The following is a 23,722-nucleotide window of genomic DNA, read 5'->3' as shown; positions in this document are numbered from 1 at the left end:
TCGTCAGCGATCTTTCCAGAATAAATTCTTTAAATGGGAGGTTAGAAAATTATTTCTTTTGAAATATCTACTTTTGCGCATGCTTGATTTCAATGAACGAAGAACGGTATTCGTAACCTGCAAGGACCGTTCGGTCCCTTACTTGGAGCAGGAGATTCGAGACCTTGGATTTTTTCCTGATAAAATCCATCGAACTGGGGTAGAACTTACCGCTTCCTTGGAAGATTGCATGGATTTAAACCTTCATCTTCGGACAGCCTCTCAAGTTCTTTTTGAGATTCGTTCAATCTACCTCAGAAATGCCTCAGATATCTATCGGCGAATCAAAGCTTTGCCTTGGGAAGAGTATCTGGATGTGGATGGGTATTTTTCTGTTAATTCTGTGGTCGAAAACGAATCGGTCAGCACACCCTTAATCGTCAATGTAAAGGTAAAAGATGCCATTGTTGACCGCTTTCGTGAAAAATTTGGAAGAAGACCTGATTCAGGTTCAGAGTACAAAGGATTGGTTGTCCAGATTTACTGGAAAGATACCCACGCTCAAATCTATTTGAATACCACGGGGGAAACTTTGGCCAAACATGGCTATCGAAAAATTCCCGGAAAGGCTCCCATGATGGAGGATTTGGCAGCGGCGACTATTTATGCCACTGAATGGAATACCCGAGTTCCTTTTATCAATCCCATGTGTGGATCCGGAACATTGGCCATCGAAGCTGCCCTCATGGCTTCTAATAGATATCCTGGACTTTACCGCGATCATTATGCATTTATGGATATTCTAGGCTATTCATCAGAAGCTTATGAAGCCAAGATGCGAAAGTTGCGGAATAAGATTATCGAAAATCCTGGAGTGAAAATCGTAGCTTCAGACATCTCTTTACAAGCAATTACTTTTGCAAGGGAAAATGCAGCTATTGCTCAAGTGGAGGACTTGATTGATTTTCAGGTTTGTGATTTTGCTGAAACAGAAATCCCTGAGAAACCCAGAGGAGTAATCATGTTCAATCCTGAATATGGAGAGCGCTTAGGAGAAGTGGAGGAGTTGGCTGAGACCTACAAGCGGATTGGTGATTTTTTAAAGCAAAAATGTGCAGGTTATCGTGGGTATATTTTTACTGGAAATTTGGAGCTTGCCAAAAAAGTAGGATTAAGAGTAAGTCGGAGAATTGAATTTTGGAATGGTACCATTGATTGCCGACTTCTGAAATATGAGCTATACGAAGGAAAAAAATAAAATTAATCTGTCAAGCTGAGCGGAGTCGAAGCCTGTAATTTTTTTATCGACTAAATGTCGACTCCGCTCAATTTGAAAGAGAGTTTTTAAAAGATAACTTTTCTTTTATTGATGCTCATCTCGCAACAAATCATTCACTGTTTTGACAGGATTGAAAGTGATGAGCGGAACTTCCACAAATAGGGTATTCCAGCCTGACATGGATCCGTTCCATAGTCCTGGAAGTTCCAAAGCCTTCAACTCCCGTCCACTTTTTGACTTCTCAGTGATAAATCCTGTTTTCATATCTCGGAATTTGAGCAGGTCAAATTTCTCACCTTTGTAATTACGAGTTCCGCAAACCAAATCCACGGGATTGAAGTGGGTCGCAGCTTGAAGATGTCGCTCAGAATCCGGATCAGCCAAGTTGATTTGAGCGGTTTCGAGAATTTGTAAAGATTGAGAACCATCGTCTTCTAAAATCCAGAATGGACCACCTCCGGGTTCCCCAGTATTTTTTACCATACCACAAACACGGATCGGACGATCTAATTTGCCTTTGATAAATTGATATTGCTCCATCAATGGCAGCGTATCAAAATGCGATGGAAGTTTTCCTTCCAAGTCATCTACAAATACATTTTTAGCATTGGCAATACTATCGCTTGATATTTCTTCATCGAGCTGACGGAGTGCGTCGAAAACCTTTTCTTGAATTTCTAACAAGAGCCCGCCAATGGCCTGTTTATATTGTTTGGTAGGTCCTTTTAATCGATCTGGGACTACGTTGTCAATGTTTTTTATAAAGATTAAATCAGCATCGATATCGTTTAGGTTTTCTAAAAGAGCTCCGTGTCCGGCTGGTCGGAATAAAATGCTACCATCTTCTTCCAAAAATGGCTCATTATCCATGGTCACAGCGATGGTGTCTGTGGATTTTTTCTGCTGAGAGTAGCTGACTTCGAAAGTGAATTCCGACTCCTCTTCTAAAATTGGAACAATTCCATCAATTTCCGCTCTGAACTTTTCTTCATGTTCAGGAGAAACGGTAAAGTGAATTTTAACTTTTTTATCCTTACCTACTGCATATTGCATGCCTTCGATCAAATGTTCATAGGCAGGAGTTCTCGTATCGTTTTCATAACGATGAAATTTGAGAAGGCCTTTTGGCAAACTCCCATATCCCAATCCGTCTTCCAATAAAAGAGCCGCTAAAATTTCCTTGTAATCTTTTCTATCCAAACAATCTGAGATGCTTGTTCCACGGCTTTTTAAAACCTCATCGAGATCGTCGAAGAATGCAAATTTCTCAATTTGGTCCATGAATTTTTGGACGAATTTGCTTTTGCTTAAGTCACCGTCTCCATCTAAAAAAGCAAAGAGATCCTTAAACATTCGGGAAGCGGCTCCTGAGGCAGGAACAAATTTGACCACTTCAATTTTTGAGGCTTTTTCAGGATAAGTTTGATGAAAATGCTCCAAATCCTTTTCCTCCATTATCCGGATTCCATGACCTGGAGTAGCTGGCCCAGTGATTTCTAAAAATGGAAAGCCGTTTTTGAAATTCTCAATTTGCTGGAGAACAAGTTCAGGGTCCATACCCTGTTTTTTGATTTTTTCTATCAATTCTGCATTCATGGAAATTAGGGTTTCAAAAGTTCCTTTCAAGATAGCAGTCTATCTTCCTTTGCTCAAATCAGAAGCTGGTTTTTTCAAAAAAATATCATTAAACGGATTTAAAGAAAGGTTCAATTGGTACTTATTCTCTGGATAAATAAATTCTATTTCAAACGATTTTAAGATTTAATCAGCTGAAATCGAATCTGTTGATTGGGGTTTTTCTGGGCTAGTATTCTCAAATCATCTTGGTGAATCTGAAGGATTCGTGGATACCCCCCCGTCACCTGTGCGTCCTGAAGCAAGCAGATTAACTTGCCGCCATGGGTCAATTGTACCGTTCCAGGAAATACAGGTGCTGTGTAAATACTTCCCAATTCATTCAGGATAAGTTCTTCCAATTGAACAGCCATCCCGTTTTTTAATTGGGATAGGGTAAACCTCTGGTTTTTGATCTGATGTTTTTGATCTTCAGAAAGTAAATCGAATTCCGGGCCGGTATAGGCTTTTATTTTTTCTGATTTTAAATATTCCAAATCCCATTTTGCCCGACTATTGAGTTTTGAAGGAGACTTTTCAGAATAGGAAAAATAAATGATTTGATCACCTGATCTGATAAATTCCTGATCTGTAATTCCCCTCGCAAAGCTTCTTGATCCTAAGCGAACCGGGGTTTGAAAACCCAAATGAATTCCCAAATAAAGAATGGACCCTAATTGAAATTTTCCTACTTCAAGTATTGAAAGAGGTGGAATTTCCAAGATGCCGGAAGAATTCACAAGCTCTCCATTCAATTTTATTTCCGCTTTTGCTCCAGCAAGACAAATCGTAGATCTGGACTCAAACTGAAGTTTCAACCCAGGTTGGGTGATTTCAAGAACCGCGTCATTTGGATGGTTTTTTAATAAATGATTAATCCATACCAAAGCTTGAAGATCGGCAGGCCCACTTTGAGGTACTCCATATTTAGCATAGCCCATCCTTCCCAGATCACGAATTTTCGTTCCCGGGCCTGTTTTGATTACCTGAATAAATGACTGCTTTTTGCTCATACCTTTTTGAGTGAAGGAGCTTCATTTTTCAATTGCTCAAATTCATCCTCAGATATTGGGACAAATAGGATATGATCTCCAGCTTGAGGTTGTACAGGGGGGGAGTCAAATGGAGAAAATACCGAAACAGGAGTCCTTCCAATAAGTTGCCAACCACCTGGGCTATCTATGGGATAAATCCCGGTTTGATTTCCACCAATTCCTACCGAACCTGCTTCCACGACTCGTTCAGGAAACTGTTTTCTGGGAAAACAGATTGATTCTCCTAAACCTGACAAATACATGAAACCTGGTAAAAAACCGTAGAATTCAAGCCTATAGGAGGTTTTTGAATGAAGTTCAATAAATTCGATTTCGGGGATCCCTTTTTCTTCGCAAAGCCTCTTTAAATCTTTCCCGTATTTGCCTCCATAGCAAACAGGTATTTTCCAAGTTGATATTTCCTTGTTTTCAATAGGGATGATAGAAGGAAGAGATAATTTAAATTCCGGAGAGGGTGGCTTGTTCCAGATTAAGGATAAACATTGATAGCCTTGCCTGACTTCCAGCAAATCATTTCCGTACTGATCGGTCAGCCACTCATTGATTGCTATACGTGTTTTGAGTAGTTGTTCAGATGGCTCCTCTTTCCATTGAATTTCCCACCAAGTCGGAGTAATTTTCTTAAGTGTTGGGATTAATTTCACCATCTTTTTCGGACTTGTGGTAAAAAGCTTAAAATTCCAGGATTATCGCCATGAAAACAGATGGTTTCGGCATGTATTGGAATCAATTTTCCACTTTGCGTTTTGATTTGTGAATTTTCTAGAATGGAATTCAGGTGAGAAGAAATGGATTCAAAATCTGTGAATACAGCGTTCTTGTCATTCCTGGATACAAGCTGCAATGCGTCAGTATAGGCCCTGTCTCCAAATATTTCCAACCGAATAGGCATTTCGATTTCTTTGGCAATTTGTTCAATGGTGGAATGAGGAGGTACAAATAATGAGGTACTCGGGTAATTCTCCGAAATAAATTCACAAAGTGCCTGTGCTAAATCCGGTTTGGCTGCAGCATCATTATAGAGAGCCCCATGAAACTTAATGTGGTCCATTTGAGCTCCAGTAGCATTTGCAACTTTTAGAAAAAGCTCAATTTGTCGATGAATTGAATCCAAAAGAGATACTGTGGAAATGGATAGGGATTTTCTGCCAAAATTTTCACGATCTGGATAGGAGGGATGGGCACCGACTTTCTTTCCCAAAGAAGCACAGGCTGAAATCGTTTTTTGGATCGTTTCCTCATTCCCATAATGTCCACCGCAAGCCACACTTGCTGCATCGATAAAGGGAATAATTTCACTTTCATGAGCAATTCCTTCACCAAGGTCACAATTGATTTCCAAGTGAATTTGATTCATGTTCTAAATTAGAAAATCGGAGGATTTTATTTATCCCAACTTTTCAGATTTGCTCGAAATTGACTGAAAAAGCAGATTTTTCTAACTTCGCTTTATTATTAACTAAACCTAAAATCTTATGGGAAAAGGAGATTTGAAATCAAAACGAGGGAAAATCAATCGTGGAACTTTCGGAGCAAGCAGACCCAAAAAAGAAGCAAATCGCAAATCGCGTAAAGCTAAGTTGGGTTTGGAAAAAAAGTAAGATTGATCATTGAGGGGCTTCGGCCCCCTTTTTTCTTCGTGGCAATTTTTGATTTTTCAATAAGTTAAGTAGCAGGATTTGAAAATTGAATTGGAGAAGGCCTCGTCTTTGAAGATTTTTTCTCAAATTATAAAGAATTCAAGGCTTTGACTTTTGGAGTGAAGTTTCCTGATTTTCCAGAAAAAAGAATTTCCTATGTCTTTTCATTCAAAATTACCACGGGTAGGTACAACGATTTTTACGGTGATGTCTCAAATGGCAAAGGACTTCCAAGCCATAAATTTATCTCAGGGATTTCCTGGTTTTGGAGCCGATCCCCATTTGCTGGAATTGGTGGCTAAGTACACTCAGGATGGTTTTAATCAATATGCCCCTATGGCTGGAATTCCTGAATTACGGGATGTATTGGCAGTGAAAACCCAGCGTTGTTATGGGTATCTGCCCGATCCAGACGAGGAAGTAAGTATTGTGTCTGGAGCAACAGAAGCGATTTTTTGCGCAATTACTGCGGTGGCCCAACCTGGAGATGAGGTGATTTTATTGGAGCCTGCCTATGATTCCTATGAGCCAGCAGTGCTTTTAGCTGGAGCTAGCCCTATCCACGTAAGTCTAAAGCCGGGTGATTTTTCTATTGATTGGGAGCAAGTTCGGCATGCGGTAAATTTCAGGACCAAGGCAATCGTAATCAATACACCTCACAACCCATCAGGATATGTTTGGACTGAAGAAGACTTAAAACATTTATCCGCACTTGTTCGAGATCGGGATATTTATGTAATCAGTGATGAGGTGTATGAGCATATTGCCTTTGATGGTAGAAGTCATCTCTCTTTGGCGGGGCAGGAAGAATTGCGAGGTAAAAGCTTTGTTTGTGGTTCATTCGGGAAGACCTTTCATGTGACAGGATGGAAAATTGGATTTTGTATTGCTCCCAAGGAATTGATGAGAGAATTCAGGAAAGTCCATCAATTTGTCACTTTTAGTACAGTAACTCCGATTCAATATGCTTTAGCTGAATACCTACAAAACCCTTCGCATTATGAATCAGTTTCAGATTTTTATGAAAAGAAACGGGATTTCTTTTGTGATGGACTAAAGCATACGGGATTAGACTACGAGCCAGCGCAAGGAAGCTTTTTTCAAATGGCTTATTTTGGTCATTTGTCGAATATTTCAGATCGGGAATTGGCTAAGCGTATGACTCAAGAATTAAAAGTTGCCTGTATTCCTGTTTCTGCATTTTATCATGATCATCAAGATCCTAAGTATATCCGTTTTTGCTTTGCAAAGGAGGAGAATGAATTAGCTGATGCCTTGGATAAGCTTCAAAATCTTTCAAAAATCTTATAAAAAAACCGGCAACGTTTCCGCTGCCGGCAGGCTGTGTTAAGTTATTCCTCTTTCAAGGAATCAGGCAAGACTTTTCTGGCAAAACTCCAGACATTTTTGAACTTCTTTTATAGGATCGGATCCTTCAGGAACCTGATATTCCAACTCGATGGTAGCTGGGAAGTTGTATTTATTTCTTTGAATTAGTTTGAGTACATCCCCAATCGGTGTATCTCCAGTTCCCCAAACAACATTTCCTTTTCCATTAGCTGGAGTTTGTCGGTCTTTGGTGTGCATGCTAAGAATGTGGGAATGTTGCTTCTCGATAAGCTGAATTAAATCGGTATGACCAGCAGCGATGTAATGTCCCATGTCCAAATTGAGTGCATTTCTTGGGCTTTGCTCCAAAGCAGTATCCCAAAAATCAAAGGTTTGCTGTTCGTGTCCATGGTAGGCTACAGACATTCCGTATTGTTCACCCATTTTTCCCAATTTCAGGGTATGCGCATCATTGGAGGGATGTTCTAAAGTTACATGTGAAGCTCCCAATGCTTTAGCAGCTCGCATTCCATAAGCTATTTCAGCATCTGTATTAGACATACCAAATGCACTAGGTTTGAAGGCATAGATACTTACTCCGGCATCATTGTACATTTTTCGAATAGTTTCAAAGGGCTTCATATCCACCTTTGCTCTCCATTCAGCTACTTCTTTAGAATAGGCATCAGCTTGAGCCCGAATTTCAGCCATTTCTTTTTGTTCATCTGCCGTCAGTTCTTCTCCTCCTCGCATTTTTCGCCCAAGTTGAAACATTCTCCTTCTGTCGAAATTTGATTGCGGTATTCCTGCAAAGCTTTCTGCGGGATCTCCCATTAATTCGATAGCTGAAATTCCACACTCCTTCACATATTTAAGTGTGGCTTCAGCACTTTGATCAGGAAGGGATCGGAAAGAGTAAGTAATACAGCCGATTTGAACTCCGTTGATTAGACTATTGGGGCGGTTGTAGTTCCGAATAATAGCAGGAGCTCCGCGAAGTGCAAGGGGAGACAGTGAAAGCGCAGCAGCTCCCATTATGGATTGGATTAAGAACTCTCTTCTATTTTTCATGACCGAATCGATTAAAGGGATTAATTTCTATTGTGTCAATTTAAAAGAATAGACTCATATTTCAGAAATTTTTAAGATGAATTTTCTGTATTGTTTTTTAAACGGAAAATTGAAACTGGGTCAGCTTTGGATCTTTTGTTTTTTTCAATGGAAAAATAAATCAATTTGAACAAGAATAAGGATGTAGAGAGTTAGATAAGCTCAAGGTTTAATGACCAAGTGGTGCTACAATTATGGAAAAAAGACCATTGCTTGAACGTATTCAATCAGGCGAATTCGAAAATGAATTACAATTTAAAACTTCCCGAAGTTCGGGACCGGGAGGTCAGCATGTCAACAAAGTTGAGACTAAAGTTGAGTTGCTTTTTAATATTGGTTCTTCAATAATTCTTTCAGACGAGGAGAAAAATACCTTAAGGTCTAAAGTGGCAAACAAGATTGATCAGGAGGATATCTTACACTTGACAGCCCAAGAGAAACGTTCCCAAACTCAAAATAAGGAGCTAGTAATTCAGAAGTTTTATGATTTGCTTCGCAAAGCCTTTCAAAAAAAGAAAATCCGGAAGGCAACTAAGCCAAGTAAATCTGCGATAGAAAACAGACTGAAAGAAAAAAAAGCTCGAGGAGAGAAAAAGTCAAATCGGGGTTGGAAACCTGATCTTTGATTTTAATTAGTTTCAAAAATTTTCACCAATAATTTTTCACAAACCTTCTGACTGAGCGTTTCTTTTTCAACGCTTCCATAACTTACAATCATACTTTGGTCAAAAGGTTCTTTAGATAGGATTTTCAGTTCTGTTCCCAACTTTAAATTTCTACTGTTCAGGTATTGTAAAAAATCTGTAGACGAATCAGCCAAAGCGGAAAGCACAGCTTCTTGTCCAGGATTGGCATCAATTAAGCTCTTTAGTTGTAGGTTTTGGATTCTTCCTTGTTTATCAGGAATAGGGGAGCCGTGTGGGTCTACTGTGGGGAAACCCATCATTTCATCCATTCTTTCAAAAAGCTTGGGTGAATGTATATGTTCTACCTGCTCTGCTATTTCATGTACTTCCTCCCATCCAAAACCCATTTTATTGACTAAAAACATTTCGGTTAACCGGTGTTTGCGGATGATCAAAGCTGCTTCCTTTTTGCCAACAGGCGTAAGTTTCACCGGCTTGTATTTTTCATACTGTACCAAACCTCTTTTTTGAAGGTTTTTTACCATTGAATTGGCTGTTGGCATGCTTACTTCCAATTGCTGAGCCAGTTCAGAAATGTTGATTTCCCCTTCTTGGTTTGCCAAGTTGAATAAAGCTTTGAGATAATTCTCTTCTGTTTGTGATGCCATAAGAATTTTTGATGATTCAAATATTAGAAAAAAATCTGATTAAATTATTTGTTAGAATACTCTAACAATTTATATTTTTGTAATCTAATTTATGATGGCTGATTTGATGAATAGTTCTCTTCCTTTGAAATTGATGAGTATCGGAAAAAGATGGTTCTTTTTTCAAGTTTTCTTGATCCTCTTATCTCCAATCGCTTTTTCTCAAGAGAATTTGGAAGGAAAAATTGTTTCCAATGGAAAAGGATTGGAGTTTGCAACCATCTATCTGCCGGACATATCTAAGGGTGCAACCTCTGATTCTTTGGGATATTTTTCTGTTCAAGGTATTCCGAATGGAATTCATCGACTTGAAGTTTCTTTACTTGGTTTTAAGAAAAAATCATTGGAGGTTTCAATTCCTTCAAAGGGCTTTTTTGAGATAAATCTTGAAGCATTGGATAGTTCCTTAGATGAGGTAGTAATCAGCGGAACGCTTCAGGAGGTTTCTCGATCCAATAGTCCAGTTCCTATTGAGGTTTTCAAAGAAGGCTTTTTTAAAGCTAATCCAGCGCCATCCCTTTTCGAGTCGCTAACTACTATCAATGGAGTCCGGCCCCAAGTCAATTGTAATATTTGCAATACAGGAGATATTCACATCAATGGCCTTGAAGGTCCTTATACCATGGTTTTATTGGATGGGATGCCTATAGTAAGCGGTTTGGCAACGGTTTATGGTCTAACAGGTATTCCCCAATCACTTATTGATCGAATAGAGGTGGTCAAGGGACCTGCTTCTACCTTGTATGGCTCAGAAGCCGTTGGAGGCCTGATTAATATTATTACCAAACATCCTGATTCAGCTCCCTCTTTGGCATTTGAATCCATGGGAACTAGTTGGGGAGAAGTAAATCTTGATTTGGGTCTAAAGTCTTCTTGGGGCTCTCAAATCCAATCTTTGACTGGGATAAATGGATTTTATTATGATAATCCCATCGATCATAATCAAGATGGAATGACAGATTTGACCCTTGCCAAACGAATTTCTGTTTTTCAGAAGTTGGACTTCGAAAGGACTAGTAGAAAGGGATTTTCAATAGGTATGCGATACCTGTATGAAGACAGATGGGGTGGACAGATGAACTGGACTCCTGCCTATCGGGGAGGAGAGGAAATATATGGAGAAAGCATATTCACGAGTCGATGGGAGCTTTTTGGAAATTATGAATTACCTCACCTAAATGGGGTAAATCTTCAATTTTCTGCTAATGGACATAACCAAAATTCAGTTTATGGAAATGTCGAATATCTAGGTGATCAGCGAATCATTTTCAGTCAATTAACTTGGACTCAGGAAGCAGGAAATCATCAATTTTTATCCGGTATAGCTTATAGATACACGTTCTATGATGATAATACGCCTGCTACCGCAGGGACAAATTTGGATATAAATCAGCCTTCGATTTTTCACCTACCAGGAGTTTTTGTACAGGATGAAATTCGAATTCAAGGCAATACAAGTCTTTTGCTAGGTTCACGGGTAGATTACCACTCTATTCATGGACTGATTGCATCTCCAAGGGCCAATTTGAAAATTAGTTCTGAAGATCAAAGCTTGACCTTTCGACTATCGGCTGGGAATGGGTTTCGGGTGGCAAATGTATTCACCGAAGATCATGCAGCACTTACAGGAGCAAGGCAGGTGATTTTTAAGGAAGAGCTTCAACCTGAGCGATCTTGGAATGGAAACGCCAATTTGGTAAAGAAATTCTACACGGATAGGGGAGTGTTTTTAAGCCTGGATGGGTCATTATTCTATACTCATTTTTCAAACCGAATAATACCCGATTATGAAACTGACCCCAATCAAATTATTTATGGCAATTTGAATGGATATTCCGTTTCTAAAGGCTTATCGCTGAATTCTGCTTTCGCTTTCCCGTCAGGCTTGGAAGGAAACCTTGGATTTACCTTGATGGATGTTTCATTTGAAGAAAATGGCGAAATTGTCCGTCAGCTTCTTACAGAAAATTTTTCTGGAGTTTGGAATATTGCTTACACCTCTCCAAAAGGTTCCTGGAAAATTGATTACACGGGAAATGTTTATAGCCCGATGAGATTGCCATTATTGGGGGATTTGGATCCCCGATCTGAATATTCTCCATGGTGGAGTATTCAGAATATTCAGATCACAAAACGTTTTAAAAATGGGTGGGAATTATTCGGAGGAGTCAAGAACTTATTGAATTTTACCCCACCTGCTAATAGTATAGCAAGGGCATTTGACCCATTTGATCGGCAAGTTCAATTTGCTCAGGATGGTTCGGTGATTGCCACGCCTGATAATCCTTATGCGCTTACTTTTGACCCCACTTACATGTTTGCTCCAAATCAGGGGATCAGAGGGTTTTTAGGAGTGAGATTGATAATGGGGGATTGAAAAGGCCTAAAAAACTAACTCCGGTTATAGAACCGGAGCCAGACAGAGCAGAAGATCATAAAGAAAGGAAGGAGAAAAAATACCAAACAACCCTTCCTACAAAAGTTGTTTCTTTCAAAAAGGAACAGTAAAAGTTGTTTATCACCCAAGACAAATCTAGTAAAAAGATTCAAAAAAAAAACAATCCTCAAATAATTGTTTTTCAGATAATTATGATTTTTAGGATAAAAAATTGAATTATTTTACTTCGCATACGATTGCAAGGCCTCTGAGGGCAGATAATTCCCCTAGATTATTAAATCGTTAAATCCGATTGAAAGTCTCTGAAGTGTAAGTGAGTTTACTTTTCGATTTTTTCGTAGCTGGCTAAAACCCCTTTTACCATGGCAGAGCTGAATCCTTGATGTTCCATTTCATTAAGCCCAACAATGGTACAACCCTTTGGTGTGGTTACCTTATCAATGGCTTCTTCTGGATGCATGTCCTTTTGAATCATTAATTCAGCTGCACCTTTTACGGTCTGATTGACAATTCGACTTGCAGTGACTGCATCAAATCCAATTTGAATTCCTCCTTGTATCATAGCCCGCATGAAGCGTAAAACATACGCAATCCCACAAGCTCCTAAAACTGTGGCAGCCTCCATTAGTCCCTCATCGATTTCTACCGTCTGCCCGATTGAGTCAAAAAGTTGGGTGATTAAAGCAACTTGGTCTGTATTAGCATTTCTAGAACAAATGCAGGTAATGGATTCTTGAATGTCAGCAGCAATATTGGGCATTGCTCGAAAAGCAATGGTTTCGGAACTGGTATTTTCTAATATTTCTGCAATTGTCACTCCTGTTGCCAAGGAGACAATGATTTGATTTTTGGGATTAATGGAAGGATTTATTTCCATCAAAATGGGTGCAACGTTGTATGGTTTTACTCCTAGAATAATAATATCAGCACCTTGCGAAGCTTGACTGTTATTGCTTGTAATTGCAACTCCTTTCTCTGAAAATTCCTTCAAGGAATTCACATTTCTTTTGGTTAAGGTGAGGTTTTGAGCTTTAAATCCTTCAATTGATAAAAGTCCTCTGGCGATGGCCGTACCCAAATTCCCACAGCCTATTACAGCAATTTTTGATTGTAAAATCATAAAAATGGCAAGTTTTCATGTGATCGATTAAATAAAGGTAAACAAAAGCCCTTCCTTTTTGAAAAAATTGAAAATTAATATCGGGTGTGTTTAAGTGTTGTATATCCTGATTTAACATTTTTTTGAAAAGAAATTTTGACATAAGGTAAAGTTTGTTTTACATTTGGTAAAAAATAATTGACATATGGAGAATCGATCTATTTTCAACGTACCGCTTTTATCTGTTGGCTGGAAAAAGGTTGCTTATGCCTTATTTCCATTGCCGGTTGTGTTGGTTATTGGTTTGGCCTTTGCCAATCCCAATATGGACCCGAATGAAGCAGCACAAATTCTTTATGGATTTTGGGCGATTGGATTTGGGATATTGAATCTGACAAGAGAGAAAGTTGAGGATGAAATGATCCGATCATTTCGACTTCAGGCATTTCAGACTGGATTCTTTTGGATGATTTGGGGACTCGGAGCGATTATGTTGATCAATTACCTTCGATATGATCGCCTGACTTCGGAGATGTTTACGGTTTACCTGGTTTTGTTTTTACTCAACCTTTACATCTTCGCTGCATTTCAGCTCCAAAAATATCAAGCCTCGAAAACGAATAACTAAACCTAAAACTATGAACTTATCTAAAATTCTCCTTCCGCACAGCTACCAAAAAATTGGATGGATCCTATTGCTGCCTTTTGCAATTTTGACCTTTTTATGTGCCTTTTATGAGTTTGAATTTTCTTGGCTTGAAATGAGTCCAGGCACTTTAAAGGATGTATTTAATTTTGAGGACCGGAATTTGACAAATGAACTTGCCATTATTGGCTTACTTGCTTCTTTGTTTTTGATCTCTTTTTCCAAGGAAAAGGAGGAGGACGAATACATTCAGAAACTTCGGCTCGATTCTATTCTATTGGCTTGCTATGGTTATTTCTTGCTGAATGTGATTGGAACAGTCGTCTTTTATGGAGTTGATTATCTCTCTTTTATCTTTTTCAATATGTTTTCAATTCCTGTTCTGTTTATTCTAAGATTTAGATGGGTCATGTTTAGGCAAGATCGGAATTTGGGTTTGAGCTTATGAAAAATACGATCAAAGTAGAACGAGCCCGGCATAATCTAACCCAACAGGATTTAGCTGAAAAAGTGCAAGTTTCCAGACAAACCATCAATTCCATTGAGGCCGGGAAATATGTCCCATCCACGGTTTTGGCATTAAAAATTGCCAAAGTGTTTGATATATCTGTGGAGGAAATCTTCGAATTAGAGCCTTCCGACTTTTCTTGAATTTATTGCGAAATACCGATCTTGGTAGAAAGATTCGATCCAATTCCCTTTTAAAAGGGACAATCTGGATTGAATCTTTTACTTTTGCATTTTTACTAATCTTTTGCTGATGCCCAAACTGATTCGAATCACTACTGTTCCGCTTTCTTTACAATTACTCCTTCAAGGCCAAATGGCTTATGCGAAGAAAAAAGGGTGGGAAGTACTGATGGTAAGTGCCGATGGCAAAGAAATTCCCAAAATTGAAAAGGCAGAAGGAGTATCACATCAGGTAATTCCTTTTACACGAAAAATAACACCAATTCAGGATGCTGCTTGTATTTGGAAACTGTACAAGCTTTTCAAAAAAGAACAACCCGATATCGTCCATACACACACACCAAAGGCTGGATTGTTAGGAATGATTGCTGCTAATTTAGCTGGGGTAAAAATCCGGATTCATACCTTGGCTGGAATGCCTGCCATGGCCGCAAAAGGGACAAAAAAAGGTGTACTTGAAAATGCTGAAAAGTGGACCTATGCGAATGCGACTGAAATTTGGCCCAATTCCGAAGGGTTGAGAAACTTCATTCTCGAGCAGGGATTTTGTCCTGCTGAAAAGGTTAGAATGATCGGTAAAGGCTCTTCCAATGGAGTAGACTTGGAAAAGTTTAACCGGAATGCCTTGAAAGAAAATCATTTGGTGGCTGCTACCATGCGAATCATGCCGGGTGAAGATGATTTTATCATTTTGGCAGTGGGAAGATTGGTAAAGGATAAGGGAATAGAAGAATTGGTGCAGGCTTTTTTGGGATCCAAAATTGCAAACCGCTCTAAACTAGTACTCTTAGGTTCTTTTGAACAGGATTTGAACCCTTTGAATTCTGAGATCATTCAGCAAATCAATGATCACCCTCGAATCGTGCAGATTGATTGGACAGATCATGTAGCACATTACATGGCTTTGGCGGATGTATTGGTTCATCCTTCTCATCGTGAAGGTTTTCCAAATGTTTTACTTGAAGCAGGCGCGATGCAACTCCCAATCATTTGTTCTGACATTATTGGTAATCGGGATATCATCACCCAACAAAAAACAGGTTTGATCTTTCCAGTTGGAAATGTGGAGATTTTGAAAGAAGCGCTAGAATTTGCTTTCGTCAAAAGGGATAAAATGGCCCAAATGGCAGATCGGCTTTTGGAGGAAATCCATGAAAATTATCGTCGGGAAAAAATCCAGGTGGAAATATTTTCCAATTACCTGCGGCTTTTGGATGAGGCCAAAAAATCTGAATAGTTTATATTTGACCCAAGTAGATCTTTTTACCTTCCTCTATGAAATATTTGGTAACCGGTACTGCCGGCTTTATAGGCTTCCACGTCTCTAAGCGCTTGATTGAGCAGGGAGAAGAGGTGGTTGGTCTGGACGTGATCAATGATTATTATGATGTGGATTTGAAATTTGCCAGATTGGCTCATTTGGGAGTCGATCAGGATCAAATTCAATATGGAGAATTAGCACCTTCATCAAAGCATCCCAACTTTAGGTTCATTCGTTTGGATTTAGCCCAAAAAGATCCCTTGATGAAGTTGTTTGAGGAAGAAAAATTTGATGTTGTCATCCATTTAGCTGCTCAGGCTGGGGTTCGATATTCACTTTCTCATCCGGAAGTTTATATCGAAAGTAACATTGTAGCTTTTTTGAATATTTTGGAGTGTTGCCGATTCCATCCTGTCAAGCACCTGGTGTATGCCTCTTCTAGTTCGGTTTACGGATCCAATGAGAAAATGCCTTTTTCAACTTCTGATTCAGTAGATCATCCCATTTCGCTTTACGCAGCTTCGAAAAAGTCAAATGAATTGATGGCTCATACCTATAGCCATCTTTTTGGAATTCCCACAACAGGTCTGAGATTCTTTACGGTTTATGGACCTTGGGGTAGACCGGATATGGCCTTGTTTTTATTTACAGAAGCGATCCTTGAAGGAAAACCAATTCAAGTTTTCAATTATGGAAAGATGAAAAGGGATTTCACCTATATCGATGATATCGTAGAGGGAATTTTGAAAGTTGCAGAAAGACCGGCAAAACCAAACCCTGATTTTGATCCTCAAAATCCTGACCCTGGAAGTAGCCGAGCTCCGTTTAAAATTTACAACATCGGTAATTCCGCTCCGGTGTTGCTGATGGATTATATTAAGGCCATTGAAAAGGGATTAGGTAAGGAGGCGAAAATGGATTTGCTTCCTTTGCAACCAGGTGATGTACCCGCTTCGCATGCGGATGTGGAAGATTTGATTCGGGATACAGGCTATAAACCAAATACGCCAATAGAGGAAGGAGTAAAAGCTTTTACTGACTGGTATTTAGACTATTACAATAAAGATATTAAATGAAAAAAAGAATATTGATAACAGGTGGGGCCGGGTTTATCGGTTCGCACGTAGTCAAACTTTTTGTTGAAAAGTATCCCGACTATTTGATTGTCAATTTGGATGCATTGACTTATGCAGGTAATCTTGAGAACCTAAAAGAAGTAGAAGGGGCAGCAAATTACAAGTTCGAAAAAGTAGATATTCAAGATGCTGAGGCCCTAGATTCAGTTTTCTCTAATCATCAAATCACTGACGTCATACATTTAGCTGCTGAGTCACATGTGGATCGTTCGATTACTGATCCTTTGGCATTTGTAAAAACCAATGTGATTGGGACGGTGAATCTTCTAAATGCTGCGAAGAAGGCTTGGAATGGTGAATTGGATCAACATCTTTTCTACCATGTTTCTACTGATGAGGTTTATGGCTCATTGCATGATGGAGGATTCTTTATAGAAACGACTCCTTATGACCCGCAGTCTCCGTATTCAGCTTCAAAAGCTGCTTCCGATCATTTTGTAAGGGCTTATGCGAATACCTACAAAATGAGGACGGTTATTTCTAACTGTTCTAATAACTATGGTCCGAATCATTTCCCTGAAAAACTGATTCCGCTTTGCATCAATAATATCAAGAATATGAAGCCTCTTCCGGTTTATGGAAAAGGGGAGAATGTAAGGGATTGGTTATTTGTAAAAGACCATGCAAGGGCTATTGATACCGTGTTTCATAAGGGAGAGCCAGGAGAAACCTATAATATCGGAGGCTTTAACGAGTGGAAAAATATTGATATTGTCCGATTGCTTTGTAAGAAAATGGATGAAAAACTAGGCCGAGAACCTGGGACTTCTGAGCAATTGATCACTTTTGTAAAAGATAGAGCAGGACATGACCTTCGCTATGCCATTGATGCTACCAAAATTCAAAAAGAACTAGGTTGGGAGCCAAGTTTGCAGTTTGAAGAAGGAATTGATTTGACGATTGATTGGTATCTCGAAAATCAAGACTGGCTAGACCATGTCACCTCGGGATCCTATCAGGATTATTACCGGGAGCATTATGAGTCTTAATAAATGGGGCTGTCTCAAATCTTATTTTTTGTCACGTTGAGCCGAGTCGAAGCGAAGCTAAACTAGTTGAAAATAGACTTCGACTTTCTGCCTACTGGCAAAGTAGGCGCTTAGCATGACAAAGGTTATTTATGAGACACCCTTATTTTTTTGTTTGCTTTCCTGGTATTCAGATGGTGTCATCTGGTAGGTTTCTTTAAAGCATTTAATGAAATAGGAGGGAGAAGAGAAACCAACTGAATAAGCAATCTCAGCAACCGTTTCATCGGTCTTTTCTAACTTTTGTAAGGATTTACGTAGTCTTTGATCCCGAATAAATGCTGAGGTAGCGAGTCCTGTTAAAGCAGTTAATTTTCTATGAAGCTGCATTCTACTCATCCCAAGTTTTTTGCTAAAATCATCCACTGAAAAATTTGAATCCAATAAATCAGAATCGACGATTTCCTGAACTTTTTGTAGAAATACTTCATCAGTGGAAGTGACAGCGATTTCGCTTGGTGATACCTCGGTTTTTCCTGAGTAACGTATTTGAAGATTTTTGCGAAGTTCAATTAGCTTTTCAATTCGAACCAGTAATTTCTGAATGGAAAAAGGCTTGATCATGTAATCATCGGCTCCTTCTCTTAACCCTTTTAACATATGTTCTTCTTCTGATTTTGCAGTAAGGAGGATGATCGGAATATGTGAAGTTTTCTGATCGGTTTTTAGAGAATGGCACAATTCAATCCCATCCATTTCAGGCATCATTACATCAGAAATAATAAGGTCCGGAATCTTTTTCAATGCTAAATACAGCCCCTCCTTTCCATTTTTGGCTTCAATGAGATTGAAATAGCCTTTCAAATTATCTTTCAAAAACTTCCTCAAATCATCATTATCCTCTACAATAAGTATCAACGGTGATTTTTCATTGGCCTGAATAGGAGTAGGGGATAATTCCTCTAAATTTTCCTCCGAACTATTCTCCCATACATCTTCAGGTGAAAAGAAATACTTGTCAATAGGTAGCCTTATTTCGACTTCAAATAGTTCTGTCTTTTCTAAATTTAATTGAATGGTTCCTTTATGCAATTCAACCAAATCTTTGATCATAGGGAGACCAATTCCAAATCCATCTGAGTTCTTATCTGCTTTAAAAAATTTATCAAAAAGGTGATCTTTTTCTTCTTGACTGTACCTTCTAGAGCTAGTATTATTGACCTTAAGGGTTACATAATTTCCGCTTCGTTCAGCTTCTAGTAAAATTTCCGTTTTGGGCTTACCGTATTTGATGGCATTCTGAAGAAGGTTTCCGACAATTTTTTCAACCTTGTCCGCATCAAACCAAATTTCACTTAGTAGCGGGATTTTGCTATTCAGCTTCATTCCTTTTTCAGAAGCAGAATAGAAAAAATTCATGGTAACCGTCTGAAGCAATAAACCAAGATTACCCTTTTGAATTTTGAGGTTTAATCTTCCGGTTTTGATTTTTGAAGCTTCCAATAATTGATCTACCAAATTCAATAATCGTGATGAATTGTGCTTGATCAGATTCAATTGAGATTTGAAAACAGGGTTTTCGGATTCTTGGAATAATCGCTGAACTGTACCCATCATCAAGGTCAATGGTGTCCTAAATTCGTGGGATATATTGGTGAAAAAATTGGTCTTAAACTGATCTATTTCATGCAATCGTTGTGATTCAGCTTCTTTTAGCTGAAGCTCATATTGCATTTGCCATTTCCATTTTAGGTAATTGATAAACCACCAAATCCCAAAAATCGTAAGCAATATATAGATCAGTTTTGCAAACAAAGTCCAATACCAAGGCTGTAAAATGGAAAAGTTGTATTGAACAATATCTTCTGTCCATATGCCATCATAATTACTGGATCGAGCAAAAAAGGTATAATCCCCGGGAGGAAGATTTGTGTATCGAGCAATATTAAAGGTTCCTCCATTTATCCAATCTTCATCATAGCCCTCTAAGTAATATTCAAATTGGTTTTTCTCGGGACTGGAAAAAACCAAGCTGGAAATTGAAAAAGTCAGGGTGTTTTGGTGATACTTGAAATTTTGATTTTCTGTCAATGGGAATTCATTGCCAAATACTTGAATGTGGGTTATTGCAGTTTTTGGCCGAATGGGATTAAAAGAAATATCTTCTGCATCAAACCAATACAAACCTTCCAAACTACCAAAATAAAGGGTTCCTGATGGATGTTTGAAATATGCACCTGTATTGAACTCTGTTGCCAAACCATCATAATTGGTGTAGTTCGTGATTTGGTATTCTGAATTTGAGCTTCGGATTTGGGAAATTCCTTTATTGGAGCTTAACCATAAATTTCCATTTTCATCTGGGAGAATAGCATAGATTACATCATTTGGAAGGCCATTTTCAGTGGTTATGTAGTCAAATTTCCTAGAGTTGATGTCAAAGATATTGATCCCTGAGCCATTAGTTCCTATCCATAGCTTGTTGTCAGGTGCTAGGTAAAGGGATTTGATGGAGTTATTACTAAGCGTATTTTCCTCACCTTTTTTATGCTGGAATCGTTCAAATGTTTTGGTTTTTAAATTGAATTTGGCGATCCCTTGATTTTCAGTACCAATCCAAAATTCATCTTCACCTGATTGTAGAATAGTTCGGATATTATTATCGGGAATGCTCCTTGGATCTCCTTCCTTGTGTATAAACTGCTCTACAACTCCTTTTTCAGGGTCAAATTGAATCAATCCGTCATTTCGGGTACAAAGCCAAACTCGATTTTTAGAATCATTTAGAATCTTCCAAATAGTGTTACTTGGAAGGGAAGGTTTAGAAGAATCATCATAGTGTCGGAAAATCCCGGATTTGGTGTTCAAAATGCTTAAGCCTCCATCTTGATAGCCGATCCAAAGTTTATCCTGAATTCCCAACAAACTCATTACCCGATCATTCCGAATAGTGTTGGGATTATTTTCTGTAGCATGAAATGTTTTCCAAATTCCTGTTTTTGGATCATAGGAGGTTAACCCTTTTCCAGAAGTTCCAATCCAAACTTTATCATCCGACCCCACATATATAGATCGGATTACATCAATATTAATTTCTTCAGGAAGCTGCTGATTATGGAAAAAGTTGAATTTCTCTAGAAAAGGATCATAAAAGCTAAGGCCTGCTCCATCTGAGCCCAACCAAATTGTACCTGTGTAATCCTCGTAGAGGCATAGAATATCATTATAGTGGATGGATCTTGGGTTTTGTTTGGAATAGGTGAAGTTCTGAATTTGTTGATTGTCAAAATCAATTAAAAAAGTGCCTTGACCATAAGACGCAATCCAAACCAGACCATTTTGAGCTTCCCAAATATCTAAGATCATGATGTCTTCAAATGGGTTGGATTCCAAATCTAAATAATCTGAAATGGGAATAGATTCCTCACCTAATTCAAGTATAATCCATATTCCTTTTGATAGAGTTCCATATAAAATAGAACCATTTTTCAGGGGTAAGGCTATTGAGAAAAAGGATTCTTCCCCAGCTCTTATTACTGGTTCAATTGATTGGGACTCCTTATTAAAAATTGAAATCTCATCTTTGAAAGTTAGAAGAAGCTGGTCCTGATATTCAGCAATATGATTGATCTCTTTTGTTGGATCATTCCATATTAGTTCTGCTTTTTGGGAATTTTCATTCCAATGAAAAAGTTGCCCAGATAGGGTGCCAATCCATATATTTCCTTCCGAGTCCTCGAAAATATGATTTGCAGAACTTACTCCTTCAATTGGGATGAATTCATTTGAATCTCGGTCTAATTTTTCAGGAACTGTAGAATCTGGAATAATCCAAATTCGATTTTTGGTATCCGAATATACCTTTCCCAAAATGACTTGAGTGGGTTGGGTAATATCATTGAATTTTTTGGGGTATTGGATAAATTCTCGGCCATCATATCGATTTAGACCTTCCTGAGTAGCTATCCAAAGGAATCCATCCTGATCTTGGGTAATGGATATGGCACTGTTTTGTGAAAGGCCATCATTGACTGACAATTGCCGAAAGGAAATATCATTTTGGGCAATTGATTCAGTGCCAATTAAAAAACAAGCTAAAAATAAAAAGCTTGAAAAAAGTGATTCCTTAAGCTTATTCACGATTAATTTAATTCTCGACAACTATAGAGTCCTTAAGATAATAAGATTTTGAAAATGAGGCTTTTTATTACTGATTTATTTAGGAATTAGTAAAAATCCAATTTTTACTTCTAATCTGTTACCTGTTTGTTATTCAATGTTACAATTCTTTCATCCTGTTTTATTTCCTGCCTCTAGCTTTGGTCTGAATAATAAATAGGCTTATTGTGGGGCATTGGTTTGCTGGATTTCTGTTTTTGCTTTTTCTACTCTTTTCTTGTCAAAATCCCAATTTGAAAGTTCAATCCTTTCAAAATGATCAAGAAATAGGAAAGTATGATCAATCTCTAGAAGATTTATCTCAAAAAGTTCCTTTGACAGGGGAGGAGTTAAAGAAAAAGGCACCAATCAATATAGGTTCATTCAGCCAAGTGGATTTGGTTATAGGTTCTCAGGAAGAAATAGGAATAAGCTCCATACAGTCAATATATCAGCATGTTATTGAGAATAATAAATTCTTTACCCTTGAAATAATGGATGGTGCCGGAGAAAGTGGAATTATCTTTTTAAAGCAAAGCTTAGAAAAGTTGAAATCAGACTTTGATCCAGTGACTTCCAAGGAGGAAATTTTTATTCGCGAGCATCAAGGATTTAGGATATTAGAAAAGCAATTAAAAGAGATGTCTCAAATCCATCTTGAATTTATTCTTGCCAAAAGATTCTTAGTGAAAGTTCGTTCAGAGAATCTTTCCAAAGAGGAATTAACCCGGCTTGTGCACTTACTTCCGACCTGGGATTAAGTGAGATTTTATTGCCTTATTACACTCAAAAAGGCATTTTTTTAACCTTGTTACAATATTTACATCATCTGATACATACCTGATATCCTTTATTAAGACAGTTTGGGATTTTTAGCTTGTAAATGCCAAGCAAAAAAATCTAGTTCAAATGGATACAGGTATACCAAACACTCAAAAGAAAATTGGAAGGCTCAAATCATTAATTTTCCTTCTTTCATTTTTCTATTTTTCGACTGCAGTCGCCTTTGCTCAACAACTTTCTGGCTCGTATACGATTGGAGCTTCAGGGAATTATGCAACATTTTCGGATGCTGTCTCAGATTTGACAAGCAACGGAATTTCCGGTCCGGTCACTTTTGAAGTTCAAGCAGGAACTTACACTGAGCAGATTCTACTCGGAGCTATTTCCGGTGCGTCGGAGACTAATACTATCACTTTTCAAAGCGAATCTGGTAATGCGGGGGATGTGGTCATTCAATATGCTGCTACTGGAACAGCGGATAATTACGTGATTCGATTGGATAATTCCAGTCATCTTATTTTCAGGAACCTGACTATACAATCCCAAGGAAACGGATATTCATGGACTATCTCGGCAATTAATGAATTGAATGATTTATTGGTTGAACAATGTGTTTTAAGTGCTCCTGATTGGAATTCCAGAAATTTTAATGCGGGTAACGTTCGCTTGAATCCGAGTCTGTCTAGCAATGTAAGATTGATCAATAACCGGATCAGTGGGGGTGATCACGGTCTTTATTATGTAGGTGGTTCCAGTAGTAGCCGTTCACCGGGTTTTGAGTTGCGGGACAACGAGATCGCGGGTCCTTTTGCCTACGGGGTTTATTTGCAGTACCTGACCGGAGCGGTAATCGAGGGGAATACGGTGACTATGCGTGGGACCTCATGGAGCAGTTCGTATTCCATGAAGATAGATCAGGTAGAAGATGCATTAAGAGTGGTTGGGAATCGGTTGAGGGGTTCTAATGATGAAGGTTTGGAGATTACCTACAGTAACGGGACGGCAGAAAGTCCGGGGTTGGTAGCCAACAATTGGATTCAGAACAAGGGTAACCGCCGTACGGTATTTTTGTATTACAATTCCCATTTGAATTTTTACCACAACAGCATCAATGCGATAAATGGCAGTGGTTCAGCCTATTCGATCCAATATGATGGAGCTTTTGGACAGTCAGGTAACCGGATAGTAAACAACATTTTCAAAGCCAATGTGGCCGAGGCGGTGTATGTGTCCAATTCCAATGC

At 38.6% G+C, this 23,722-nt stretch carries 21 protein-coding genes; 13 read left to right on the top strand and 8 right to left on the bottom strand.

Annotated features, from left to right (window positions below):
• Window positions 1-79: 79 nt before the first annotated feature.
• Window positions 80-1,237, top strand: a complete 1,158-nt coding sequence (locus E4S40_RS15995; RefSeq protein WP_135076817.1) for a THUMP domain-containing class I SAM-dependent RNA methyltransferase — start codon at window positions 80-82, stop codon at window positions 1,235-1,237.
• A 105-nt stretch (window positions 1,238-1,342) separates the two neighbouring features.
• On the opposite strand, the gene E4S40_RS15990 is transcribed toward E4S40_RS15995, so the two are convergent.
• From E4S40_RS15990 to E4S40_RS15975, 4 genes are all read right to left on the bottom strand, one after another.
• Window positions 1,343-2,854 (bottom strand): DUF4301 family protein, encoded by a 1,512-nt coding sequence (locus E4S40_RS15990; protein ID WP_135076576.1) that lies wholly within the window; start codon window positions 2,852-2,854, stop codon window positions 1,343-1,345.
• A 158-nt stretch (window positions 2,855-3,012) separates the two neighbouring features.
• On the bottom strand, window positions 3,013-3,885 hold the full coding sequence (locus tag E4S40_RS15985; RefSeq protein WP_135076573.1) for a 5-oxoprolinase subunit C family protein: 873 nt from the start codon (window positions 3,883-3,885) through the stop codon (window positions 3,013-3,015).
• Window positions 3,882-4,574: a 5-oxoprolinase subunit B family protein gene (locus tag E4S40_RS15980; protein ID WP_135076570.1), complete on the bottom strand. Its 693-nt coding sequence runs from the start codon at window positions 4,572-4,574 to the stop codon at window positions 3,882-3,884. The genes E4S40_RS15985 and E4S40_RS15980 overlap by 4 nt, the downstream gene beginning before the upstream one ends.
• Complete coding sequence (locus tag E4S40_RS15975) at window positions 4,568-5,284, bottom strand: LamB/YcsF family protein (protein ID WP_135076567.1); 717 nt, start codon at window positions 5,282-5,284, stop codon at window positions 4,568-4,570. The genes E4S40_RS15980 and E4S40_RS15975 overlap by 7 nt, the downstream gene beginning before the upstream one ends.
• A gap of 118 nt (window positions 5,285-5,402) precedes the next feature.
• Here E4S40_RS15975 and E4S40_RS17330 point away from each other — a divergent pair, with 118 nt between their 5' ends.
• The gene (locus tag E4S40_RS17330; RefSeq protein WP_135076564.1) at window positions 5,403-5,528 is read left to right on the top strand and encodes a 30S ribosomal protein THX; all 126 of its coding nucleotides are present in this window, start codon (window positions 5,403-5,405) and stop codon (window positions 5,526-5,528) included.
• Between the two features lie 195 nt (window positions 5,529-5,723).
• Window positions 5,724-6,878, top strand: coding sequence for a methionine aminotransferase (locus E4S40_RS15965; RefSeq protein ID WP_135076561.1), 1,155 nt, complete (start codon window positions 5,724-5,726; stop codon window positions 6,876-6,878).
• A 60-nt stretch (window positions 6,879-6,938) separates the two neighbouring features.
• Here E4S40_RS15965 and E4S40_RS15960 read toward each other — a convergent pair whose 3' ends face one another.
• A complete protein-coding gene (locus tag E4S40_RS15960; RefSeq protein WP_135076558.1) occupies window positions 6,939-7,967 on the bottom strand; it encodes a sugar phosphate isomerase/epimerase family protein in 1,029 nt (342 codons plus the stop codon).
• A 233-nt stretch (window positions 7,968-8,200) separates the two neighbouring features.
• On the opposite strand from E4S40_RS15960, the gene arfB reads away from it, so the two are divergent.
• Window positions 8,201-8,632 carry an alternative ribosome rescue aminoacyl-tRNA hydrolase ArfB gene (gene arfB / locus E4S40_RS15955; protein ID WP_135076555.1) on the top strand — a complete coding sequence of 144 codons (432 nt, stop codon included), beginning with the start codon at window positions 8,201-8,203 and terminating at the stop codon, window positions 8,630-8,632.
• A gap of 2 nt (window positions 8,633-8,634) precedes the next feature.
• Here arfB and E4S40_RS15950 read toward each other — a convergent pair whose 3' ends face one another.
• On the bottom strand, window positions 8,635-9,300 hold the full coding sequence (locus E4S40_RS15950; RefSeq protein ID WP_135076552.1) for a metal-dependent transcriptional regulator: 666 nt from the start codon (window positions 9,298-9,300) through the stop codon (window positions 8,635-8,637).
• Between the two features lie 133 nt (window positions 9,301-9,433).
• Between E4S40_RS15950 and E4S40_RS15945 the strand changes: the two genes are divergently transcribed.
• On the top strand, window positions 9,434-11,716 hold the full coding sequence (locus tag E4S40_RS15945) for a TonB-dependent receptor (protein ID WP_135076549.1): 2,283 nt from the start codon (window positions 9,434-9,436) through the stop codon (window positions 11,714-11,716).
• Window positions 11,717-12,056: 340 nt separating this feature from the next.
• Here the strand turns inward: E4S40_RS15945 and proC are convergent, their stop codons facing one another.
• Window positions 12,057-12,857, bottom strand: coding sequence for a pyrroline-5-carboxylate reductase (gene proC, locus E4S40_RS15940; RefSeq protein ID WP_135076546.1), 801 nt, complete (start codon window positions 12,855-12,857; stop codon window positions 12,057-12,059).
• Between the two features lie 184 nt (window positions 12,858-13,041).
• Between proC and E4S40_RS15935 the strand changes: the two genes are divergently transcribed.
• From E4S40_RS15935 to rfbB, 6 genes are all read left to right on the top strand, one after another.
• A complete protein-coding gene (locus E4S40_RS15935; RefSeq protein ID WP_135076543.1) occupies window positions 13,042-13,464 on the top strand; it encodes a hypothetical protein in 423 nt (140 codons plus the stop codon).
• A 10-nt stretch (window positions 13,465-13,474) separates the two neighbouring features.
• The gene (locus E4S40_RS15930; RefSeq protein WP_135076540.1) at window positions 13,475-13,930 is read left to right on the top strand and encodes a hypothetical protein; all 456 of its coding nucleotides are present in this window, start codon (window positions 13,475-13,477) and stop codon (window positions 13,928-13,930) included.
• The gene (locus tag E4S40_RS15925; RefSeq protein WP_135076537.1) at window positions 13,927-14,133 is read left to right on the top strand and encodes a helix-turn-helix transcriptional regulator; all 207 of its coding nucleotides are present in this window, start codon (window positions 13,927-13,929) and stop codon (window positions 14,131-14,133) included. Before E4S40_RS15930 ends, E4S40_RS15925 begins: the two co-directional genes overlap by 4 nt.
• A gap of 109 nt (window positions 14,134-14,242) precedes the next feature.
• The gene (locus E4S40_RS15920; protein ID WP_135076534.1) at window positions 14,243-15,409 is read left to right on the top strand and encodes a glycosyltransferase family 4 protein; all 1,167 of its coding nucleotides are present in this window, start codon (window positions 14,243-14,245) and stop codon (window positions 15,407-15,409) included.
• 38 nt (window positions 15,410-15,447) lie between these two features.
• Window positions 15,448-16,509: an NAD-dependent epimerase gene (locus tag E4S40_RS15915; RefSeq protein WP_135076531.1), complete on the top strand. Its 1,062-nt coding sequence runs from the start codon at window positions 15,448-15,450 to the stop codon at window positions 16,507-16,509.
• The gene (gene rfbB / locus E4S40_RS15910) at window positions 16,506-17,558 is read left to right on the top strand and encodes a dTDP-glucose 4,6-dehydratase (RefSeq protein WP_135076528.1); all 1,053 of its coding nucleotides are present in this window, start codon (window positions 16,506-16,508) and stop codon (window positions 17,556-17,558) included. The genes E4S40_RS15915 and rfbB overlap by 4 nt, the downstream gene beginning before the upstream one ends.
• Window positions 17,559-17,687: 129 nt before the next feature.
• On the opposite strand, the gene E4S40_RS15905 is transcribed toward rfbB, so the two are convergent.
• A complete protein-coding gene (locus tag E4S40_RS15905; RefSeq protein WP_161971819.1) occupies window positions 17,688-21,677 on the bottom strand; it encodes a hybrid sensor histidine kinase/response regulator transcription factor in 3,990 nt (1,329 codons plus the stop codon).
• A gap of 272 nt (window positions 21,678-21,949) precedes the next feature.
• Here E4S40_RS15905 and E4S40_RS15900 point away from each other — a divergent pair, with 272 nt between their 5' ends.
• Window positions 21,950-22,456 carry a hypothetical protein gene (locus E4S40_RS15900; RefSeq protein WP_135076522.1) on the top strand — a complete coding sequence of 169 codons (507 nt, stop codon included), beginning with the start codon at window positions 21,950-21,952 and terminating at the stop codon, window positions 22,454-22,456.
• Between the two features lie 148 nt (window positions 22,457-22,604).
• The coding region (locus E4S40_RS15895) for a right-handed parallel beta-helix repeat-containing protein (protein WP_135076519.1) at window positions 22,605-23,722 on the top strand (1,118 nt) is incomplete at its 3' end.

It is taken from the genome of Algoriphagus kandeliae (genome assembly GCF_004571135.1).
Lineage (GTDB): Bacteria > Bacteroidota > Bacteroidia > Cytophagales > Cyclobacteriaceae > Algoriphagus > Algoriphagus kandeliae.
This window is presented reverse-complemented; position numbering and strand designations above follow the sequence as displayed.

Excerpts from the sequence above, each read along its gene's own strand:
- E4S40_RS15935 (WP_135076543.1), top strand. The coding sequence starts at position 13,042 with ATGGAGAATCGATCTATTTTCAACGTACCGCTTTTATCTGTTGGCTGG.
- E4S40_RS15985 (WP_135076573.1), bottom strand. The coding sequence starts at position 3,885 with ATGAGCAAAAAGCAGTCATTTATTCAGGTAATCAAAACAGGCCCGGGA.
- E4S40_RS15960 (WP_135076558.1), bottom strand. The coding sequence starts at position 7,967 with ATGAAAAATAGAAGAGAGTTCTTAATCCAATCCATAATGGGAGCTGCT.
- E4S40_RS15975 (WP_135076567.1), bottom strand. The coding sequence starts at position 5,284 with ATGAATCAAATTCACTTGGAAATCAATTGTGACCTTGGTGAAGGAATT.
- E4S40_RS15930 (WP_135076540.1), top strand. The coding sequence starts at position 13,475 with ATGAACTTATCTAAAATTCTCCTTCCGCACAGCTACCAAAAAATTGGA.
- rfbB (WP_135076528.1), top strand. The coding sequence starts at position 16,506 with ATGAAAAAAAGAATATTGATAACAGGTGGGGCCGGGTTTATCGGTTCG.
- E4S40_RS17330 (WP_135076564.1), top strand. The coding sequence starts at position 5,403 with ATGGGAAAAGGAGATTTGAAATCAAAACGAGGGAAAATCAATCGTGGA.
- E4S40_RS15925 (WP_135076537.1), top strand. The coding sequence starts at position 13,927 with ATGAAAAATACGATCAAAGTAGAACGAGCCCGGCATAATCTAACCCAA.
- arfB (WP_135076555.1), top strand. The coding sequence starts at position 8,201 with ATGGAAAAAAGACCATTGCTTGAACGTATTCAATCAGGCGAATTCGAA.
- E4S40_RS15980 (WP_135076570.1), bottom strand. The coding sequence starts at position 4,574 with ATGGTGAAATTAATCCCAACACTTAAGAAAATTACTCCGACTTGGTGG.
- E4S40_RS15995 (WP_135076817.1), top strand. The coding sequence starts at position 80 with ATGCTTGATTTCAATGAACGAAGAACGGTATTCGTAACCTGCAAGGAC.
- E4S40_RS15920 (WP_135076534.1), top strand. The coding sequence starts at position 14,243 with ATGCCCAAACTGATTCGAATCACTACTGTTCCGCTTTCTTTACAATTA.
- E4S40_RS15950 (WP_135076552.1), bottom strand. The coding sequence starts at position 9,300 with ATGGCATCACAAACAGAAGAGAATTATCTCAAAGCTTTATTCAACTTG.
- E4S40_RS15915 (WP_135076531.1), top strand. The coding sequence starts at position 15,448 with ATGAAATATTTGGTAACCGGTACTGCCGGCTTTATAGGCTTCCACGTC.
- E4S40_RS15965 (WP_135076561.1), top strand. The coding sequence starts at position 5,724 with ATGTCTTTTCATTCAAAATTACCACGGGTAGGTACAACGATTTTTACG.
- proC (WP_135076546.1), bottom strand. The coding sequence starts at position 12,857 with ATGATTTTACAATCAAAAATTGCTGTAATAGGCTGTGGGAATTTGGGT.
- E4S40_RS15945 (WP_135076549.1), top strand. The coding sequence starts at position 9,434 with ATGAGTATCGGAAAAAGATGGTTCTTTTTTCAAGTTTTCTTGATCCTC.
- E4S40_RS15990 (WP_135076576.1), bottom strand. The coding sequence starts at position 2,854 with ATGAATGCAGAATTGATAGAAAAAATCAAAAAACAGGGTATGGACCCT.